Raw genomic sequence first — 19,317 nt, forward strand, 5'->3', positions numbered from 1 at the left:
ATTTCTTTTGAGATTTCAAGCGTGAAATTTCTTTTTCTAGTTTATGAGTTTTAAATAAACTCAAGCAGAGTAGTCCAAAAATTGTAATTAAACCAATTGATAAAACAGAAATGAGTTGGCTTAAGTCCTCAGTATTGCCTTGTATAAGACTAATAAAGTTTAGCATAATTTAATTTTTAAAATAATATTAGTCATACAAATGGCCCTCAGTAAAATCTTTATAAGTTTCATTATCTTTAGTTGAAGATGAATTAGACTTTCTACTTAACTTTTCGTTTTCAGCTTTTAGCTTGTATGACTTTCTCACACCCAATATCAAAAGGATTAAGAAGAATACTACAGTAATTATTAATACAGTGACAATGCTAGATTGCTCTATTAATAAAATTGAATTAAAATGGGTTATTAGTAGGTTGATTAGTAGCATTTTATAAAGCGATTTGGGTTAATCATTTTCAAATATAGCACAAAATTTTTACTAATTTACTTGAAATGAATATTTTATCGATAAAATACCTAATCAAAGTTTACTAAATAATCTTACTACAAAAACTTAAATAACCTGACTCAGGTTTAAAAATATTCTCACAAAATGTGATGCTATATGTAACTTAAGTTACATAAGAAGGTTTAGTGATTTTTGTCATGATTTAGATAGATGTTTAGTATTAATTTCACCAAAGTAATTTGTTAGTACAGGTTACTATTAAATGATATTAACTAAAAACACTCATATTATGAAATCCAATTTATTAAAACTATTTGCATTATTGTTTTCAACATTATTATATGCTCAATCTGGGCATATTATGCAAGGCGTGGGATCCGTTAATATGTCAATGGGTGGGGCTTCAACCGCTCAACCACTAGATATTTCGGGTGCTATGCAATGGAACCCTGCAGCCATTAGCACTTTTGATTCAAAAATTTTAAAATTTGATTTAGGTTTGTTTTTCTCATCACCAGAGCTGCGTTCAAGTTTGCCACCAGACATGTTAGGACCTGGAGCACCTGGAGTAAGTGGTGTTACAAAAGATGATAGAGGTGTATCACCAATGCCAGCTTTAGCAATGCTTTGGGGAAAGCCTGAGAGCAAACACACTTTTGGTGTTTCTGCTTTTGGTATTAGTGGCTTTGGAGTTACTTTTCCAGAGGAAGCAAATAACCCTTTGAGCCCTGATTTTAATCCAATGAATGACTCAAATCCAATTAATTACCCTCAACAAGCGATGGGGTTTGGACATATTGAATCAGATTATATGTTATTACAAGTAGGCTTTTCTTATGCTTATGAATTGTCTGATAAGTTCTCAATTGGTGTACAACCAAATATTGATTATGCAGCTTTAGAGCTTATGCCTAATCCAACAGCTAATCCAACTGGAGCAGGTTATCCTTCAACGGATAAGGCTACTGCCATAGGTTTTGGTGCTCAATTTGGTGTGTTCTTTGATTCAGGTTCAGGGTTTAAGCTAGGTGCTTCTTATAAAACAACACAAAGTTTTAACGACTTTGAGTTTGAAAACACTTATTTAGATAATAGTACTTCAACTAGTAAGTTTAATATGGATTATCCTTCAATATTATCATTTGGTTTAGGGTATTCAACTGGAGATATTGATTTTGCATTGGATTATAGAAGTGTTAACTATGAGAATACCGATGGTTTTTCAAAAACTGGTTGGACATCAACAGCATCAGTAGCTGGATTTGGTTGGGATAATATCTCAATAATTTCTGCGGGTCTTCAGTATAAAGGCATTGATAAAATACCATTAAGATTTGGTTATACGTATAGTTCTAATCCAATTAGCAAAAAAGTAGCCTTTTTTAATGTTCCAGCAACGGCGATTATTAAAAATGCATTTCAATTTGGTTTAAGCTATCAGGTAAATGACAATTTAAACTTTGATGGAGTGTATCATTACGGAACTAGTGGAGGCTCCACTAAAGGGCAAATGTTATCTCCAATGATGGTTGGACCTGGCAATCCTTATGGAGCAATACCAGGTTCTTCAGTATCATACGATATGACAACTTCCATGATTATGGTAGGTTTTAGTTATAACTTTAGTAATAACTAATACTTGCATATTATTAGAATGAGCGGTTTCCATGAATATTGGGAACCGCTTTTTTTATTAAATGCTAAGCGTTGTAACATTTTTTAAAAAAAATATACTAATATTTTAAGCGGTTTATATTTTTAAAATCCTAATTTTTACCGAAATTGCTTATCTAAAAAAATGTTCAACCTTAACTACACGAAACAATATGTCTGATGATTTTGATTTATTAGAAACCAATTCTAACGAGAAACAAGAAAAAGTAGATGTAAATTGGGGAAAAGCTATCGATACAATGAAATCGAAATTAGCTCAGGAAGACGACCCTGAAATGCGTCAAAAAATATTAAATGCTACATTGGATGATGTTGTTCATATGGCTGAAAAAGACCGTACGTCTTTATTAGATGCTATTAAGGATCTTACAGATTACCAAGATGAAGTTGGAATTATTTTTGAAAACTTTTCCTCGTTAAATGGCGATGAACAGAAAATTATTGATAGTGCTATTAAGCGTTTAGAGCGTGCCAGAGTAGAACTTGAAGATGCTGAAAATAAACCAGATACTTGGTGGAATAACCTTTGGGGAAGAAAAAGCAAGATTAAAAAAGCACAAGACGAACTAAAAGCAGCTCAAAAATCTCGTGATGAAGCAGATAATAAAGCAAAAGCTTTATTTCAGCAGCGTATAGAAAATGCTGATGTACAAACATTATTAAACGAATTATCTTTTAAAAGTCAAGCAGCTGTTAAACGTTTAAAAGATCGTGAAGTAGAGATCAAAGAGGTTGAAGATAAACTTCAAGATGCCATTGTCGAAGCAACAAAAAACCATACTAAAGCTCTAGAGAAGAAGAAAGAAGTAGAAGGACTTTTAGAAGAAAAATATGCGCTTTTAAAACAAGCACGTCAAGAACTGGAAGAAATTGTAGATAAACAATCTGCAGATTATGCTCAAGCCATAGGAAAAGTGACGCAGTTAGAACAAAAAGTAGAAGAACTTGAAGGTTTGAAAAATGCATATACCACTTTAGCTGCCTCTAAAGACAGTTTTGTGCACAAGCACAACTTAACTATAAAAGTATTAACGTCATTAAGAAGCAATTTACAAACACATAGAGCCAAATTAAAATCTGACACCGAAGAGCGTTTAAAATATTACGATGGTTACGTGGTTGCATTAAAAGCACGTACAGATCAAGAGTTTGCTGCCATTTTAGAACATTTAGGTGTTAAAACAGATGAGCATATTGGTGAAACTTTAGCAGCAATGCATTCGGCTTCTGCTAAGGCTAGACAAGAAATGATGGATAATATTCCAGTGCATGAAAAAGTAATGCAAGGTGTATATGGTAGTTATGCTGAGGCGTTACAAGAAATTCGTGTGAAGGATGCAGAAATTCAGAAGAACTTTGCTGACCGTTATGGCATCGATATGAAAGAGATTTTCGAAGAGTATTATAAAGCAGAAAACAATCCTCCTGCTGGAGATGATGGAGGTGAAGGAGCAAGCCCTAAGCCAGAAGGAGACGACGATTTATTATCATAATAATTTGTGCTTCTTTCGAGAGGCACAATTTTTCTTATTCAATTTTTTAACCATTTTCTTAATAAGTAATGTCTATTAACCACATTGTAACACCATTAGATTCTGCAGAACTCGATTCTAAAGAGCAATATGTGTTTTACCATAAAATGGTAGATTTTACTTTAAAAGAACTCATAGTTAATGTTCAGCGTCAGCAAATATGTAATGAGAAAGAACTAATCTTTTTTAAACAATACTCTGATTTGTTGCTGTATTCTATTGAAGCCATGCGAATTAAGTATATGTATGATGAAGAGGATAACATGAAAATTGATTTAACCGATTCTGGTTTTCCAAATTACTTAGAGTTTCGCTATTTGTTCAATGATTTATCATTAAGAGCTGAGTATTTGAATAAGCTAATTCCAGAAGAAGTATTAAAAAAAGAGTTTTTAGATACCTTAATGCGTAAAAAAGTACCAGTTAAGAAAAGCAAACTCTTTCAGGCTGCATCAATAGTGTATTATAAATCTGTTCAGCAGAAATTTATTTTTAATCGATTTGTCCAAGGCAAAATTATTTCGGCACCAAAGCATAGTCAAGGAGAGTTATTAACTAGCTGGAGTTTCTACGATGTATCACTTAACAGACCATTTATCTGCTTTATGTATTTCGATTATGATGGTCAAAAATTTCTTGATTATAAAGATAAAGTATATGAGGTTTTAAAAAACGTAGCAGATAGAAATATGTCTTTGGACACGATGGCGTATGCGATAGATAGAAAGCTGCCAAATATTTTTCCAAAACATATCAAACGAATAGACTTAGGGCCTTTGCACAATGTATTTGCAAAGGATGAAAATGAGATTACACACGCAATTCTTGATAGCATTGGTAAAAAAGAAATCCCTTTAGAATCGTATGCTATATCCTTAAAAATTGACGAAGTCTTTTCTGGCAGTGAATTTAAGGAAGGCAGTTTTTTTAATAAACAAACCCTACAAAACTGGAGTGATGTTGTAAAGCAAGAATATGTATTTGCACCACATCGCATTATACAAATGCTCTATAATAAAACACCAGATATTATGAATATGTTGGCAAAACCACCAATTCAAATGGCTGATTTAAAAACAATATAAAAGTAGTTCTCAGTCTCTCCAGTCCAACGTATTTAGAACTGTTGACTGCGACTGTAGCTGAACACTAAAACATATGGAACACAACTCAACATTCCCAATAAAACAAAATGAGCTCGATGCACTTCGTGACGAAGCGACGTCGTATATAAAAAGTGTACAATGGGAACAAGGTCAACGTGCAAAAAACAAAGAAAATAATGGTAAGGATGAATCCATTTTATTGTATTTATCAAGAGCTCAAGGAGGTAATGGAGGTGTTGAAGTCACCTCTGTATCTAAAACTATATTAGCATTAAAAAAGCGCTTGTTACCAGATTCTGTAGCAATTCCCATTCATTTAAATGAAACTTTATTTGCTGTTCAAGAGGGATTAACATTAGGAATTTGGATAAAAGACAGCTATTACGATGCTTCTGGATTGTCTAGTTTGAGTGAACGTAAATCTGTTCTAGATAATGCTGGGAAGCGTGAGTACGAAAGTAAAATGCATACAGCAACTGCTTTTATGTTATTTGCAACAGCATATAATATCCTTCATAATTTGCAACCACATGCTTCAGATGATTTAAGTGTGATGAAAAACAAGTTTGCGGGCATTCCCGAAGTGTCTTTTATGTCACCTCTTAAAGGAACTGCTTGTGCTTTATATTATTACGATAAATATTTAAGCCATCCAGATATTGTAAAAACGGATAAAGATGTAATCGATTTTACAGTAGTATATTTTGAAGCACTAATTGATGAAATTCAATTACGCAAGAGTTCTTTGGAATACACTGAAACCATTCTCGACAGAACATATAAACTTGAAAATTCAGATTTTGCCGTATCTGGTTGGGAGAATGTATTTGCAGGAGCAGCTAAAAGTGTAGAGTTTAATAAAATACAATTTGAACAAATAGTTGGTAACAGAGATGCCAAACATTTTGCTCGTCGTTTAACCGAACGCATGTTGAGCTACGATTTTGCAGCTCAAAAAAATCCATTTCAAGAATTAGGAGGTTTTATGCCTGTGTTTATGGGGTACGGAATCCCAGGAACTGGGAAGAGTATGTTGATTGCCGCTATTGCTACACGACTAAAAGAACATTGTGATAATCTAGATATTCCATTTTTATTTCATCCAATGCCTGATACGTTAATTAGTACATTCCAAGGTGGTTCTGCTGAGAAAATGGTCGAGTGGATGAAACCCTTACAAGACCCAACACGTTTAATATTTGCTCCAATTGATGATGCCGAAAACAACTTGCAAGAGCGTACTGCTCAAGGGGTTTCTGCGGGTGTCAAGGAAGTAATAGGAGTGTTTTTAAGATATACCGAAGGTGCTTATGCTGTAAACTATGGAAATAGCTCTATTGGGTTGTTTACTAACCTTCCTGAAATGCTAGATAAAGCAGTGATTTCTCGTGTTCAAGGACGATTTTTAATTGATGGAGCACGAACGGAACATGACTTTTTAGACCAAGATCATTTATGGTGGCGAAAATTGGATGATACCATGCCAGACTTTGTAAATATGCAAGGTCCTGAAAATTATAGTTATTTGCAAGACCAAGGGTTGGCTAAAAATATGGGAGAAATCTTAAATGTTACAGATAAACCAACTGAAGAGCGAGTTTTTGAAGCCTATGATAAGGTAGAGAAGAACTTTAAAACAAATCAACATTTGTTTTATGCGAATTTATATAAGGAGATTCAAAAGATATTCCCGTTTTTCTCATCGCGTGATGTGAGAAATATTCAAAGTGCTGTATCACTGCGTTTAACTGATTTTGACTTGGAAGAAGATTGGTTTGAAAATCCAGAAATCTATTTCAAAAAGGATTACGATACCAAGTTTAATATGCTACAAGAATTGATGAGAGCGAATATGAAAGGCTTGGATTTCTCTGAAATTAGACGACAAGAAGTGGTGCGTTACTTAGACAATGTGGCAACCATTGCTGATACCGATTTTAAGCGTAAAGTAGATGCTAGAGTGAATCAATTAAATATTGATTTAGAAGCGAGAAGGAAGTTTGATAACTCTAAATAATAGCTAGTTATGGAAGAAGAAGTAATTAACCCAATCGAAAAAAAAGAATCACAATTAGGTATACAAGATTATTTATCTATTGGCTATGTTTTTCTATTGATTTTAGGTGTATTGCATCAAACCATTTATTATAATTTTCTAGGGGTTAATATTTTTGAGTATTCTTCGATTTTAGATGTTTTAATAAGCCCAGTTTCTGTAATTGCTGGGGATTTAAAGTTATTAATTGGTATAATTATATGTGTTGTGTTGGCTATTGGTTATGCTAAAGTATTACCTAAATACTATACTTGGTTAAGTAAGAAAAAGAAATACCAATCTGGAAAGAAAAAGGCTAGGTTAGATAAAGCATTGAATACATTTAAAACAGGCTCTAAACAGTTGGTATTTGTAATGATATCATTATACATTATTGGTGCGTTTATTGGGTTTGGTGTTGGTCGAGGTGGAAAAATAAAACAGAAAATAGAAAACGGTGATATTAAAATAACCCATCAAATAACTTTTAGCGATGGAGAAAGTCAAAAAATTACAATGTTAGGAAAAAACAGTTTAAATGTTATTTACGTAAAAGAAGGACAAAAAGAAGTACTTGTTTCTCCAATTGAAGGAAATATTAAAACAATAAAAAAGATTGCTGATTAATGCAAAAACTAAAAACAGCAAATTTATATAGAAGCGAGCTCATTCCTGTAAGCGGGAAATTGGTTGAGAGTTATAATCTGTGTTTAGAAAAATTGGGCTTTAAAGCGACCAAGCTCAAAACCTTTTCTATTGATGGTTTGGGTTGGAGCCCAGAAATAGCCGAAGAGAAGAAAGACTTACAGTATCTTAATCATGGTGAGGCTAACCCTCATGGTATCATTATATCGCCTTTGCAAAAAGGAAAACCTGTATATGTGCCAACTCATACGTTTGATAGGGACATGATGCAATTTATCTTTAAGGAGCATGGAGATGCTATTAACGATATTACCAGAGATTGTGCTATTTGTATAGATTTCGACCAACACATAGATACGTTTTTTGGGCCATTAGATGTATTGAAATATGATACTGTTTCTATTAATTTTCATTTAATAAATAACTTATTTCATATTCAAGAGGAGCAATTAGAACTAGTCGAAAAGTTTAATCAAGGCAATAATTTTGTTAATGAAACAATTCACCAAGAATTGCTTGATTCGGCAAAAAAACATGGCGATTTACGTCATCGAAAATTATACTTAAAGCCTATTGAATTTAAGACTAATTCTTTTTTTACCAAGGCTTTTGGCGGTATTTATGTGTTGCGTGATTTTATTTCGCCAATTGTAGTCTTTCAAGATGAAGAAGCACATAAAGAAGCTATTAAAGATACAGTTCACGATGTGTTAATTTACCATATTTCACAACCAGAATTGATAGATAAATTAAGAGACCACCTAATTATTGAATGTAACTTAGATGAGGTTGTAAAAGACAAGCGTTACGACCGTATTAAAAAAGTGATGCTGTTTAATGAACTGAAGAAAACTGAGCATTCGTATAAAGATATTTTAAATGATAAAGTATTATTCCGTAGGTATTTAAACACCATAGATGCAAACGCTTTAAAGCGTGTTACAGGAGTAGAAATATACTTAGAACGGTTAGAGCGAAGCAATGCTTTTAAAATTGCCGATTTAGTTGACCAGGGCTTTTATTTTGCTTTGCATCAACCTCATTCATCGTTAGATGTAAAACAATACGATTTAATTTGGAGGCTTTTAGTAAATGTATCTCCAAAAGATGTGTTATTTCTGTATTGGTACGATAAAGAACAGTTTTATAAGAGTTACGAAGCTTGGAATGAGTCCTTCCAAGATTGGGTAATTGAGACCATTAGTAACAATATTTAAAAATTATAGACTAATTTTATAAAGAGTATTCACTAAAACATAAATTATGACCATAGAACTCATAGTATTTATCTCAGCCATTTTATTTGGAGTATTACTTTATTGGAGAGAATCTAATGGTAATGGATTATATCGCTTCGTAAATAAGATTGTAAATTCTAAAGAATTGCAAATGAAAAAGGGTGACAGAACTGGATTTGTCTTTCAGCAAAAATTCTTGTTACGCTTGGTATATGTTGCGTTCCTATTTTTAATTGTGTCCTTAGTGCTACAATTTTTTACGCCGTTTAAGCCGTTTGGAAGCTACAATGGCGTTTCTACCTTTGCTTCTAGTGTTGTTGGAACTGTTATAGGTACTTATTTAGCCAATTTTGTACTAAAATCTGGAAAAATTGTGGATGAAAAGAGCAATACTTTAACTGATATGGTTAGTGAAACTATTGAAAAAAGTAAAGAATTTCTAGATGATATCACTACTAAAGATGAGATAGATGATGCTATTGAAGAAACACCTAAAGTAGAGGATACACCAAAAGAAGAAAAGAAAAGTGCTAGAGAACGCTTAAAAGATAAAGGGCTGATGTAGTATGAAAGGATTTACTAAGTTTATGTTACTAGTAGTGATAATGTGTATATACTTGCTTATCATCAGAATTGTAGATACTAATTATGGAGATTTTTGGAATTTGGAGAGTATTTTAAGGTTAGCAATGCCACTATTAATAATACTCCTTTTTGGTTTCTCCATTAAATTTGATTTAAGAAAACTTAAGGAAGATAAAAGCAATGATTAAAAAATACTGGAATAAAGGAAAGAAGCAAAAAGTAATTACCATAATTGGTAGTATTGTGCTGCTATTACTATTATTCATTCTTCGTGATGAATACCAACCGTTTTTATTATTTATTAGAAAATTCACTTTTGTCATCTTATTAAGCGGAATAATTCTGTTCTTTTTATTAAAAAAATTCAGACGAACACCCAGTTCTGGTAAACGCCTTGGTATTTTAGGTTTGTTAGTGGTAATCTTCGGAATAATTTACGTCGTTGGTTGGCATTATAAAATGTACGACTACATGAAAACCTATAATGTGTTTAATGATTTAAATAAAGTTGAAATTCATGAGTTACCACTTACTCAAAACGAACGCATACAACCATTGCGCAATATTTTTTCCATGGCAAACGAATCTGTTGGTGAAACTAAAGATGTATCGTTGCCACATTTAGTAAGAGTCGATGGAGAAAACCAATGGACCATGGCTATTCAACCAACAGTAAAATATATTTGGCAACGAATAAGCGATAATACCGAAGAAGTGTTTTCGGTGTCCAGTACAACCCCATTTCCGAGGTTTTCTAGTGAAAACAGAATACCTGTAACATTCTCCATTGGTGAATCATTAAAATTTAGCAGAAACACCTATAATGCCGTGGTACAACGCTTCGGAATTGCTAAGCTGTTCTCAACAGAGCCTGGAGATGTGTTTTATATGAAAAATGATGAAGGTGAATGGGTTCAAGTCGTGAGCTTAATTAATTGGAAAGGTTTTTTCTTTCCATACCCAACGTTTGGTGGCGTGGTAATTATTGAAAATGGCGCACATGATTTTGGCGATTACGTAGAGCGTGTATTAATTGGTAAAGGAACTTTTGTTAGTCCAGAGGATATGAAAAATTATCCGTTTTTAACCAAACAAAATACCTTATCTGAAAAGGTATCACGCTTGCAAGCAGAATCTTTAAAATTTTTGGGAGGTTTTAGTGATCCGTTGCCTTGGAATATGGAAACTGCAGTTAAAATTCCAGATTTACCAGACGATCAAAATCAACAACCATTTGTTACCGATTTTAATTTTGAAGGTTCACCAACTGATGCTTATAGTGGTTTATACCATTGGTTTGGCTTAGAACCAGTAGGAGTAGAGCGCACAAGTTTAACTTTTAGTGTCTTTATTCCTGCAGATGGAACTGACAAATTGTATTATTTTGACCATGCAGCCAAAAAACAAGGATATGCAGGTGTGTCTGCAATGCCTTTAAAGATAATTGAATCCCGAAAAGAATTTGATTGGTCTGTAAATAAGCCTGTAGAGTTTAGACCATATATTAAAGATATCGCTGGTAGAAAACGAATGTTTTTCTTAGGGACAGTGTCTGCAGTAAAAGAAGATTCTGGAAATTTTGATGGATCTGCAACACCTGATTTAGCATTGGTTGATAGTGAATATCGTGATGTGGTTTGGATAGATGTAAAACGTCCAAGCACTTGGGATAAGACTGTGTATGATCAATTATCAGAGGCGTGGCGATCTAGTGAAGGTATTGGGTATTATTATGAAGAGAAACCAACCGTAGATATTGACTTAATTAGAGCAGTAACCGATACTATTAAAAACATTCCAAATACTAGCAAAAACCAAGAACAAATAGACGCTTTGCAGCGCAAGATAGATTCTTTAAAAAACAGTAGTAACTAACTTAGAACTGTAACAAAAGCCCTCTAATTCAGACTTATAAGTAAAGTTCATTATGGGTTATATGGGATTTGGTATGCAGAAATGGATTTACTCAAGAAATCCTAGAAAACCTTTTGCTAAAGGTAGAATACCTTCGTTTACCTCTATAAATACTTATGAAAGAACATTTAAGGCTCAACCCTCTAAATCATTGGGTAAGTTCTATATATACATTAGCATTCTCCTTTTGGGTTTATTTTTTAGTATAATTTATTTGAAGAAAGATGAGTTTTTGATTCACTCAGCAAAAATTAATAATCAAATAAATGAGCAAGCTATTCAAATTGATAAAGACGCTTTTAGATTTTTAATGAGTTCTGGAATGCATCGTCTAGAATCTAGTAATATAAAAGGGGCGTATTCTGAATTTAAACTAGCATACAACATATATCCAACAAACATTGAGCTTCAGGAAATTATGTTTCATACCTTAAGTATTTTATGCTATAATGATGTAAAGTTTTGTCAAGAGCTAGATGATTTTACTCAAAAAGAATGAAAATTGTTTAACTCATAAAATAGGACGCCCCAAAAATGTAAATAGAGCACAATACCAACTCTCCCAACAATAAAGCGCTAACAAACACAGGTAGTTTTATACGTAATGCTCCTGAAACATAGCAAATAATATCAGTAGGCACTATTGGAAAAAACGACCAAAACAGGATATAATAAAAGCCATATTTACTAGCAAGTTTCTCTTTAATTAGCTTTATGTTTTTGCTTTCACTTTCAAAAAAACTTGAAAACCCAAGCTTATCTGAAAAGTAATAGATTAACACCGAAGAGCCTAAAATTCCAATTAGGGATACTATTAACACCCAAATTAATTGATTAGGAAACAAAATAACGCCTGCAAAAATTAAAGGAGTACTAGGTAATAATACAAAACCTCTTAGTAGATGTATTAATAAATAAGCAGCCCAGGCATAACCACTAAACTTGAGTATAAAAGCAGCAATAGTTTCATTAGCAAAAACAGAAGGGTCAGCAATATATACAACCACACAAATAGTTATAATGCTAATCCACAGCCATTTCAATACATTTTGAGTTTTCTTGGTCATTGTTTAGTTTCAAATACGACGAAGATATTTGAAAAAAGTTACACGAAATCATGTTTAGTTTAAAATTTTAACAAAACTTTTACTACAAACTAAAAATGGTACTATCGCTTTATTTATCGGTGTTTTGTAATGTCTATGTTCGTTTGTAAAAGATATTTAATAGCGTTCGACATCTAAATTTTTTAGTTTGTCGTATATAATGCTGAATGAGGTTTTAATTAGTAATTGTTAATTACATGGTTATAATTATTTGCTCATTACAAAAACAAACATTAAAGTTTTAATTAGATTTATAAAACAATTAACAAAACAATTATCAATTATGGAAAACAAAGCTGCAGACAACAATAGAAGCTTAAAAGTAATTTTAAGCATCGCAGTATTATTACTAGTAGGTACAGCATTTTATTCGTACTCATTATACAACGATAGTGTAGATACAAAAAAGCAATTAACAGAAGAAAAAGAATTAGTATTAAAAGACCTTAACAATATGGCTGCTCAATTTGATGTAGCAATTGGCGAAAACGAGGTAGCAAACCAAAAATTAGTAGAAGCTAGAGAGCGTATTAAAGGATTAATGGATTCGCTTAAAGTTTCTGAGAACTCTGTAAGAAGTTTATGGAGATACAAAAAGAAATTCTTAGACCTTCAATCTGAAATGGATGTGATTCTAGCTGAAAATGATTCTTTAAAAATAGAGAACGTATTATTGGCATCATCTTTAGATAGCACAAAAATTGAATTAGAATCTACAACGATGTTCAATGATTCTTTATTGGTTCAAAACTCTGAATTAGCTGATATCGTTGAAAACGCAGCAGTATTAACTGCAGCTAAACTGGAAGGTTATGGTGTATTAGTACGTACATCAGGTAAATTAGTTCCAATGGAAAGAGCTAGAAGAGTAGACAAAATTAGAGTGTGCTACACTGTTGCCAAAAACAACTTAGTTGAAAAGGGTGATAAAGAGTTCTTTGTACAGGTATTGGATCCACAAAGCAATGTTTTGGGATTAAATGAGCAAATTAAATTTGAAGAGACAACATTAAACTACAGCTTAATAAGCAAGTTTAATTATGAATCAAGAAATTTAGATGTATGCGAGTTTGTTGATGCAAGAGGAGCAGATAAGTTTAGTGCAGGGCGTTATGTTGTTAACGTATTTGACCAAAAGAATTTAGTGTCTTCTACAGAATTTATACTAAAGTAATCCTTTAATTAGGTTTAGATAGAAAATAAGCCTTGGCATTATTGCTAAGGCTTTTTTATGTTAATACTTTTCCAGAAAGAATAATAGAATCAATATGGTTGTTTCCAAAGGCATAAGGCAAAAAACCATAACTTGTAATCTCTTTCGTGATTATAAGGTTTGCTTTTTTACCTTTAGTAATACTACCACATTCGTTAGATAATCCCATAGCATAAGCACCATTTATGGTTGCAGCATTAATGGCTTCTTCAGGAGTCATTTTCATTTTTATACAAGCTGTACTCACTACAAAATTCATGTTGCCGCTTGGTGTAGAACCTGGATTATAATCGGTTGCTAAAGCCAATGGCAAACCTGCATCAATAAGTTGTCTTGCTGGTGTATATGGAATACTCAAAAAATAGGAGCAAGAAGGTAAAGCCACAGGAATGGTATTGCTGTCTTGTAAGGCTGTAATGTCTTCTTGATTCAATTCCTCCAAATGGTCTACAGATAGAGCTTTATGTTTTACACCAAGTGCAACGCCTCCAAATGCATTGAATTGGTTTACATGAATTTTAGGAATTAGATTATATGTTTTTCCAGCTTTTAAAATATGTTCGGTATCTTCAAGCGAGAAATAGCCCTTTTCACAAAAAACATCAATGTAGTCTGCCAATTGTTCTTGGGCAACTTTTGGTAACATATCGTTAATCACCAAATCCAGATAGTCATCTTTTCTATTTTTATAGGCTAAAGGAAGTGCGTGAGCGCCTAAAAAAGTGGTTTTAACTAATATAGGAAACTCCTTTTCAATTCTTTTGGCAACACGCAACATTTTAAGTTCAGCTTCGGTTGTTAAGCCATAACCAGATTTGATTTCAATTGCGCCTGTACCAAGTTTCATAACCTCTTTAACACGAGGGATAGATTGGTTATATAAATCGTTTTCAGAGGTTTCTTGAAGTGTTTTTGCAGAATTTAAGATGCCTCCACCACGATTAGCGATTTCTTCGTAACTCAAACCATTAATTCTATCAACAAACTCTTGCTCTCTATTTCCAGCATAGACAATGTGTGTGTGCGAATCGCACCAACTTGGTAATACCATTTTACCTGTAGCATCAATTTGCTTATCTGTTTGTGTTTTTGGCAAATCTTGCATTTCTCCAAAATCTATAATAACATCATCTTCAATTAAAACAAATGCATTTTTAATGGTTGGTAAAAGCTTCATATCATTTCCAGAAACTTTATCGATACTTATATCACGTATTTGAAGTAATTCTTTAATATTAATTATGAGTGTGGTCATTTAAATTTTGAATAATTCTGTTTCGAGCTATAAATTTAGAATAAATATGATGCTTAATAAATAATAGCTTAAATTAATTTTGTTATTTGCAATGATTCTACTAACAAATATGATTTTATGAAAACTATTGGACTTATTGGAGGCATTACACCACAATCTACCATTTTGTATTATCAAATCTTAAACGACTTAGCCAATAAGGAGTTTGGAGGAAATCATTCTTGTAAAACAATAATTCATAGTTTAGATTTTGGAGAAATTTCTAGTCTTCAATCACAAGATGATTGGGATGCATTGGATGAAATAATGAAGGGCGCTGGAAAAAGTCTGGAAAAAGCAGGAGCTGACCTTATCATTATTTGTGCAAACACTATGCATTTGTCCATTGATGCTGTAAGGGGAGTGGTTTCAATACCAATAATACATATAGCTGAAGCAACAGCATATAAAATAAAAGAACAGCAAATTAATGAAGTAGCTCTATTAGGGACAAAGTATACTATGGAGAAGGATTTTTTTAAAGATATTTTACTTTCTAATGGGATTAAAGTGATTATTCCAGATTTTAAACAGAGAGAAAAAATACATGATGTTATTTACTCAGAATTATCAAAAGGCATCATGAATAGTGCATCTAAACAAATTTATTCGCAAATAATAGATAAATTAATTGGCAATGGCGCAAAAGGTGTAATTTTAGGTTGTACTGAAATTCCTTTGCTAATTCAACAAGGAGATGTTTCTGTTCCTGTGTTTGATACTACAACAATTCATGCAAATGCAGCATTTAATAGCACTTTAAAATAAGTAATACTATGAATGCTAATTTTGTTTTTTTAAATTCTTTTACTCAAATAGATGAAGCGGCTTTTAAAAGGCTTCAAGAAATTACTTCATATAGAATTCTCAGGAAAAACGAAATAGTAGCTAGAGAAGGTGAAATTCCCTCACTAAGTGTCTATATGCTTATTTCTGGTGTTATGAGAGCCTATATAAGTACAGAATCTGGTAAGCAGTATAACAAAAAGTTGTTTGTTCCAAAATCTTTTGTAGGACCACTAACGGCTATTATTACCAAAAGGCCATCAAAATTAACTTATGAAACGCTTACCGAGTGTAAAGTAATTGAAACTAATTTTGAAACTTTTTTGGGTATGTGTAAAACAGATATCCAACTTTCTAACCTATATAATAAAGTGCTAGAAAATATATTTATGGAGTATGAACGCAGGAGTCTAGAACTAATGTCTCTAAATGCAACAGAGCGATATCTTAATTTGAGAAAACGTATTCCAAATATAGATGAACTTATTCCACAATTTCAAATAGCTTCTTTTTTAAACATCACTCCTGTGCAATTGAGTAGAGTTAGAAAAAAACTAAACTATAAACATATGTTAATGAAGAATTAGTTTAAGAATGATATTTTTATCACTTCATATTACATAATTATCCTAGGAAAAGATTAATAGCTAACTAACCAATTGAAAAAAGCAGGAAACTTAATGTTTACCTGCTTTTTGCATTATTAATTATGTGTTTTTTTCTATTGTTTTATAAACTTATATGCTTTACTAAAATCGTCAAGTTTTAATATATAGATTCCAGATTCTAAAGTAGAAACATCTAAAGGTGAATTAACATTTTTAGTGGCTCCCAAGACTTTTTTGCCTAACAAATCATAAACGGAGATATTAAAATCCTCAGAATTAGTACTCCTAAAATTCAATCTATCTAATGTAGGATTTGGGTAAATCCCAAACGAATCTTTGTCGTTATCATCCAATCCTAAAATGTAATATTGATTTTCAAACCAATTGAGATGGTCATCATTATAAGCAGAACTTGCAATATCGGGATAGGTATCATTATCAAAATCTGCTAATTCAAACACATATGCTTGATTTTGTGTATTGTCTATTACCTGTTCAGGTCCAAAACTTCCAGAACCATTATTTTTTAACCAAATTAGATCATTAACATCAGCTAAAGCACCACTGCTTACTATAAGGTCATTCATACCATCATTGTCTAAATCTTTCATTCGAGCCATAGAGGGATTACCAAAACTTGTAGTGATAGTAGTAGATGAAAATCCTGCGCCTGTATCTTCATACCAAATAAGAGAGCCAGCTCCAGCTGTTTCACCAAGTTCAGTTACTAAAATATCTAAATTTGCATCGCCATCATAATCAACCGAAATAGCTTCAGAAAGATAATTTAATCCACTACCAACAGATGATGCATCTTTAGTAAAAGCTCCTGCGCCATTATTTCTAAAGATTTCGACAACATTAGTAGACGAACTTTGACTTGTCACTACTATGGCGTCCAAATCTGTGTCTCCATCTAAATCTTCTAAAGTAATTGTGTCTGGACTTGTAAGGGTATTGTCTAGAGTGGTTGGTCCTGTAAACGATCCTGAGCCATTATTACTAAACCAAACAATGGTGTTATCATCAATTGCAGAAACAGCAATATCCACAGAAGTTCCAGCATCAATAGTTCCAACTGCTAAGCCAGAGGCTCCATTAACTGAGCTTGATATTGTTTGTTCTGTTCCATAATTTCCACCACCTCCACCGTCGTTGGCAAACCAGACAACTTTATCATTACTGTATGAACAAGCAACAATGTCTTCAAAAGTATCACCATTAAGATCAACAAATTTTATTCCTGTAATTCCATCTAATGTGTTTATTAATGACGAGTGCAATGAAAAAGAGCCAGTACCGTCATTACTATATAACTCAATGGTGTTATCTCCAAAAGTTGCAACAATTAAATCTATATTACCGTCATTATTAAAGTCTCCAGAAACCATCCTATACGGTTGATCTCCAGTAAGAGCAATAATATTCTTAGTACTAAAAGTTGTTTGTGCATTTACAACAATTGATATACAGAAAAGAATAATAAACCAATGTAATTTGTTTTTCATAGTGATGCTATTAAGGTTAATATTTTTTATTTCAATTAAATAATAGATGTTATTTTAAATTTCCAACCATATCTTCAGGTTTTACCCATTCGTCATAATCATCTGCTGATACATAGCCTAAATTTATAGCTTCTTCTTTTAAAGTTGTTCCATTTTTATGAGCGGTGTTTGCTATTTCGGCTGCTTTATAATACCCTATTTTTGTATTTAAAGCTGTTACCAACATTAACGAATTGTTTAACAACTCCTTAATTACAGCATGATTAGGCTCTATACCTATTGCACAGTTCACATCAAAACTTACACAAGCATCACCTAATAATTGAGCTGATTGTAATAAGTTTGCTGCCATCATTGGCTTAAAGACATTCAATTCGTAATGCCCTTGAGTGCCTCCAACAGTTATAGCTACGTCGTTCCCCATAACTTGAGCACACACCATTGTTAAAGCTTCACATTGAGTAGGATTTACTTTTCCAGGCATAATAGAACTTCCTGGTTCGTTGGCTGGAATAATAATTTCTCCAATCCCTGAGCGTGGCCCAGAAGCCATCATACGAATGTCGTTGGCTATTTTATTAAGTGATACAGCTAGTTGTTTTAAAGCACCATGCGACTCTACAATGGCATCATGAGCTGCCAAGGCTTCAAATTTATTTTTGGCAGTTATAAAAGGTAATCCAGTGAATTCAGTAATATATTTGGCGACTAAGACATCATAGCCTTTTGGCGTATTTAAACCAGTTCCAACGGCTGTTCCACCTAAAGCTAATTCAGCTAAATGTGGTAAGGTGTTTTCAAGTGCTTTTAAGCCGTGATCTAATTGAGACACATAACCAGAAAATTCTTGACCAAGTGTTAAAGGTGTCGCATCCATTAAATGGGTTCTACCAATTTTAACAACGTCCTTAAAATCATTAGCTTTTTTATGGAGTGTGTCTCGTAATTGCTTTACTCCAGGAATAGTGTTTTCTACAATCTTTTTATAAGTTGCAATATGCATTCCTGTAGGGAAGGTATCGTTTGACGATTGCGATTTATTGACATCATCATTAGGTTGAATGGTTTTATCACCCTCTCCAATTACTTTTCCAGCAATTTGATGTGCTCTATTAGCAACAACCTCATTCACATTCATATTACTTTGTGTTCCTGAGCCTGTTTGCCAAATTACTAATGGAAATTGTTCATCATGCTTTCCGCTTAATATTTCATCACAAACTTGAGCAATTAAATCACGTTTTTCATTAGGTAATACACCAAGTTCACAGTTTGCATAAGCTGCTGCTTTTTTTAAATATGCAAACCCATAAACTATTTCTAAAGGCATTGATGCTGGCGCTCCAATTTTAAAGTTGTTTCTAGAGCGTTCAGTTTGCGCTCCCCAAAGTTTATCAGATGGGACTTTTACGTCTCCCATAGTATCTTTTTCTATTCGGTAACTCATTGTTTTTAATGATTTTATTTACGTAACAAATTTACGTCATTTCACTTACTTTTTTTATCTCTAAGTTCAATGATTTATATACAAAATGGTAAAGTTTTAAACACTTTAGTTATAAAACTAAATTATAGATTAAATAAATGTTATATTCGATTTCAAAATTTAAAATTGATAACCAGAT

At 32.6% G+C, this 19,317-nt stretch carries 17 protein-coding genes; 12 read left to right on the forward strand and 5 right to left on the reverse strand.

The window, feature by feature from the left end:
• Window positions 1-187: 187 nt before the first annotated feature.
• Window positions 188-427, reverse strand: a complete 240-nt coding sequence (locus HB672_RS09890) for a hypothetical protein (RefSeq protein WP_167611739.1) — start codon at window positions 425-427, stop codon at window positions 188-190.
• Window positions 428-737: 310 nt separating this feature from the next.
• Here HB672_RS09890 and HB672_RS09895 point away from each other — a divergent pair, with 310 nt between their 5' ends.
• The 9 genes from HB672_RS09895 (at window position 738) to HB672_RS09935 (ending at window position 11,676) form a co-directional block, all read left to right on the forward strand.
• A complete protein-coding gene (locus HB672_RS09895) occupies window positions 738-2,084 on the forward strand; it encodes an outer membrane protein transport protein (protein ID WP_167611742.1) in 1,347 nt (448 codons plus the stop codon).
• Between the two features lie 190 nt (window positions 2,085-2,274).
• The gene (locus HB672_RS09900) at window positions 2,275-3,615 is read left to right on the forward strand and encodes a microtubule-binding protein (protein WP_167611745.1); all 1,341 of its coding nucleotides are present in this window, start codon (window positions 2,275-2,277) and stop codon (window positions 3,613-3,615) included.
• A gap of 68 nt (window positions 3,616-3,683) precedes the next feature.
• A complete protein-coding gene (locus tag HB672_RS09905) occupies window positions 3,684-4,739 on the forward strand; it encodes a hypothetical protein (protein ID WP_167611748.1) in 1,056 nt (351 codons plus the stop codon).
• Between the two features lie 73 nt (window positions 4,740-4,812).
• Window positions 4,813-6,777, forward strand: coding sequence for an AAA family ATPase (locus HB672_RS09910; protein ID WP_167611750.1), 1,965 nt, complete (start codon window positions 4,813-4,815; stop codon window positions 6,775-6,777).
• 9 nt (window positions 6,778-6,786) lie between these two features.
• Window positions 6,787-7,422: a hypothetical protein gene (locus HB672_RS09915; protein ID WP_167611752.1), complete on the forward strand. Its 636-nt coding sequence runs from the start codon at window positions 6,787-6,789 to the stop codon at window positions 7,420-7,422.
• Window positions 7,422-8,657: a DUF6638 family protein gene (locus HB672_RS09920; RefSeq protein ID WP_167611754.1), complete on the forward strand. Its 1,236-nt coding sequence runs from the start codon at window positions 7,422-7,424 to the stop codon at window positions 8,655-8,657. The genes HB672_RS09915 and HB672_RS09920 overlap by 1 nt, the downstream gene beginning before the upstream one ends.
• 46 nt (window positions 8,658-8,703) lie before the next feature.
• The gene (locus HB672_RS09925; RefSeq protein ID WP_167611757.1) at window positions 8,704-9,243 is read left to right on the forward strand and encodes a hypothetical protein; all 540 of its coding nucleotides are present in this window, start codon (window positions 8,704-8,706) and stop codon (window positions 9,241-9,243) included.
• A gap of 200 nt (window positions 9,244-9,443) precedes the next feature.
• On the forward strand, window positions 9,444-11,138 hold the full coding sequence (locus HB672_RS09930) for a hypothetical protein (RefSeq protein ID WP_167611759.1): 1,695 nt from the start codon (window positions 9,444-9,446) through the stop codon (window positions 11,136-11,138).
• Window positions 11,139-11,190: 52 nt separating this feature from the next.
• Window positions 11,191-11,676, forward strand: coding sequence for a hypothetical protein (locus tag HB672_RS09935; RefSeq protein WP_167611761.1), 486 nt, complete (start codon window positions 11,191-11,193; stop codon window positions 11,674-11,676).
• Between the two features lie 7 nt (window positions 11,677-11,683).
• Here HB672_RS09935 and HB672_RS09940 read toward each other — a convergent pair whose 3' ends face one another.
• Window positions 11,684-12,244 carry a VTT domain-containing protein gene (locus tag HB672_RS09940; protein ID WP_167611764.1) on the reverse strand — a complete coding sequence of 187 codons (561 nt, stop codon included), beginning with the start codon at window positions 12,242-12,244 and terminating at the stop codon, window positions 11,684-11,686.
• A 322-nt stretch (window positions 12,245-12,566) separates the two neighbouring features.
• Between HB672_RS09940 and HB672_RS09945 the strand changes: the two genes are divergently transcribed.
• Window positions 12,567-13,457, forward strand: a complete 891-nt coding sequence (locus HB672_RS09945; RefSeq protein ID WP_167611767.1) for a chromosome partitioning protein ParA — start codon at window positions 12,567-12,569, stop codon at window positions 13,455-13,457.
• 55 nt (window positions 13,458-13,512) lie between these two features.
• On the opposite strand, the gene hutI is transcribed toward HB672_RS09945, so the two are convergent.
• Window positions 13,513-14,751, reverse strand: coding sequence for an imidazolonepropionase (gene hutI / locus HB672_RS09950; protein ID WP_167611771.1), 1,239 nt, complete (start codon window positions 14,749-14,751; stop codon window positions 13,513-13,515).
• 117 nt (window positions 14,752-14,868) lie between these two features.
• Here hutI and HB672_RS09955 point away from each other — a divergent pair, with 117 nt between their 5' ends.
• Both HB672_RS09955 and HB672_RS09960 read left to right on the forward strand, forming a co-directional pair.
• Window positions 14,869-15,558 carry an aspartate/glutamate racemase family protein gene (locus tag HB672_RS09955; RefSeq protein WP_167611774.1) on the forward strand — a complete coding sequence of 230 codons (690 nt, stop codon included), beginning with the start codon at window positions 14,869-14,871 and terminating at the stop codon, window positions 15,556-15,558.
• 8 nt (window positions 15,559-15,566) lie between these two features.
• The gene (locus HB672_RS09960; protein ID WP_167611779.1) at window positions 15,567-16,163 is read left to right on the forward strand and encodes a Crp/Fnr family transcriptional regulator; all 597 of its coding nucleotides are present in this window, start codon (window positions 15,567-15,569) and stop codon (window positions 16,161-16,163) included.
• A gap of 134 nt (window positions 16,164-16,297) precedes the next feature.
• On the opposite strand, the gene HB672_RS09965 is transcribed toward HB672_RS09960, so the two are convergent.
• Window positions 16,298-17,692: a T9SS type A sorting domain-containing protein gene (locus HB672_RS09965; RefSeq protein WP_167611782.1), complete on the reverse strand. Its 1,395-nt coding sequence runs from the start codon at window positions 17,690-17,692 to the stop codon at window positions 16,298-16,300.
• 49 nt (window positions 17,693-17,741) lie between these two features.
• Window positions 17,742-19,139, reverse strand: a complete 1,398-nt coding sequence (gene fumC / locus HB672_RS09970; RefSeq protein WP_167611787.1) for a class II fumarate hydratase — start codon at window positions 19,137-19,139, stop codon at window positions 17,742-17,744.
• Window positions 19,140-19,317: the final 178 nt, after the last annotated feature.

The sequence above is a fragment of the Gaetbulibacter sp. S0825 genome (assembly GCF_011777505.1).
Classification (GTDB): domain Bacteria; phylum Bacteroidota; class Bacteroidia; order Flavobacteriales; family Flavobacteriaceae; genus Pontimicrobium.

Coding starts and splice junctions, on each gene's coding strand:
- HB672_RS09890 (WP_167611739.1), bottom strand. CDS start 427: ATGCTACTAATCAACCTACTAATAACCCATTTTAATTCAATTTTATTA.
- HB672_RS09895 (WP_167611742.1), top strand. CDS start 738: ATGAAATCCAATTTATTAAAACTATTTGCATTATTGTTTTCAACATTA.
- HB672_RS09900 (WP_167611745.1), top strand. CDS start 2,275: ATGTCTGATGATTTTGATTTATTAGAAACCAATTCTAACGAGAAACAA.
- HB672_RS09905 (WP_167611748.1), top strand. CDS start 3,684: ATGTCTATTAACCACATTGTAACACCATTAGATTCTGCAGAACTCGAT.
- HB672_RS09910 (WP_167611750.1), top strand. CDS start 4,813: ATGGAACACAACTCAACATTCCCAATAAAACAAAATGAGCTCGATGCA.
- HB672_RS09915 (WP_167611752.1), top strand. CDS start 6,787: ATGGAAGAAGAAGTAATTAACCCAATCGAAAAAAAAGAATCACAATTA.
- HB672_RS09920 (WP_167611754.1), top strand. CDS start 7,422: ATGCAAAAACTAAAAACAGCAAATTTATATAGAAGCGAGCTCATTCCT.
- HB672_RS09925 (WP_167611757.1), top strand. CDS start 8,704: ATGACCATAGAACTCATAGTATTTATCTCAGCCATTTTATTTGGAGTA.
- HB672_RS09930 (WP_167611759.1), top strand. CDS start 9,444: ATGATTAAAAAATACTGGAATAAAGGAAAGAAGCAAAAAGTAATTACC.
- HB672_RS09935 (WP_167611761.1), top strand. CDS start 11,191: ATGGGTTATATGGGATTTGGTATGCAGAAATGGATTTACTCAAGAAAT.
- HB672_RS09940 (WP_167611764.1), bottom strand. CDS start 12,244: ATGACCAAGAAAACTCAAAATGTATTGAAATGGCTGTGGATTAGCATT.
- HB672_RS09945 (WP_167611767.1), top strand. CDS start 12,567: ATGGAAAACAAAGCTGCAGACAACAATAGAAGCTTAAAAGTAATTTTA.
- hutI (WP_167611771.1), bottom strand. CDS start 14,751: ATGACCACACTCATAATTAATATTAAAGAATTACTTCAAATACGTGAT.
- HB672_RS09955 (WP_167611774.1), top strand. CDS start 14,869: ATGAAAACTATTGGACTTATTGGAGGCATTACACCACAATCTACCATT.
- HB672_RS09960 (WP_167611779.1), top strand. CDS start 15,567: ATGAATGCTAATTTTGTTTTTTTAAATTCTTTTACTCAAATAGATGAA.
- HB672_RS09965 (WP_167611782.1), bottom strand. CDS start 17,692: ATGAAAAACAAATTACATTGGTTTATTATTCTTTTCTGTATATCAATT.
- fumC (WP_167611787.1), bottom strand. CDS start 19,139: ATGAGTTACCGAATAGAAAAAGATACTATGGGAGACGTAAAAGTCCCA.